Consider the following 982-nt stretch of genomic DNA (forward strand, 5'->3'; position numbering starts at 1 on the left):
GGTAACTCGTCATCAGCTCTCGGCCTTAAGATCCCGGATTTACCTAAGATCTCAGCCTACCACCTTAAACTTGGACAACCAACGCCAAGCTGGCCTAGCCTTCTCCGTCCCTCCATCGCAATAACCAGAAGTACAGGAATATTAACCTGTTTTCCATCGACTACGCTTTTCAGCCTCGCCTTAGGGACCGACTAACCCTGCGTCGATTAACGTTGCGCAGGAAACCTTGGTCTTTCGGCGTGGGTGTTTTTCACACCCATTGTCGTTACTCATGTCAGCATTCGCACTTCTGATACCTCCAGCAAGCTTCTCAACTCACCTTCACAGGCTTACAGAACGCTCCTCTACCGCATCATCCGAAGATGATACCCGTAGCTTCGGTGTATGGTTTGAGCCCCGTTACATCTTCCGCGCAGGCCGACTCGACTAGTGAGCTATTACGCTTTCTTTAAAGGGTGGCTGCTTCTAAGCCAACCTCCTAGCTGTCTAAGCCTTCCCACATCGTTTCCCACTTAACCATAACTTTGGGACCTTAGCTGACGGTCTGGGTTGTTTCCCTTTTCACGACGGACGTTAGCACCCGCCGTGTGTCTCCCATGCTCGGCACTTGTAGGTATTCGGAGTTTGCATCGGTTTGGTAAGTCGGGATGACCCCCTAGCCGAAACAGTGCTCTACCCCCTACAGTGATACATGAGGCGCTACCTAAATAGCTTTCGAGGAGAACCAGCTATCTCCGAGCTTGATTAGCCTTTCACTCCGATCCACAGGTCATCCGCTAACTTTTCAACGGTAGTCGGTTCGGTCCTCCAGTCAGTGTTACCTAACCTTCAACCTGCCCATGGATAGATCGCCCGGTTTCGGGTCTATTCCCAGCGACTAGACGCCCTATTAAGACTCGCTTTCGCTACGCCTCCCCTATTCGGTTAAGCTCGCCACTGAAAATAAGTCGCTGACCCATTATACAAAAGGTACGCAGTCACC

Annotated in this window: 1 rRNA gene; it reads right to left on the reverse strand. The window is 51.3% G+C overall.

Features of this window, described 5'->3' with window-relative positions:
- A 23S ribosomal RNA gene (locus tag AC3WJW_RS29970) occupies positions 1 to 982 on the reverse strand; the annotation flags it as partial.

Source organism: Pseudomonas sp. GW821-FHT07G06 (genome assembly GCF_058986625.1).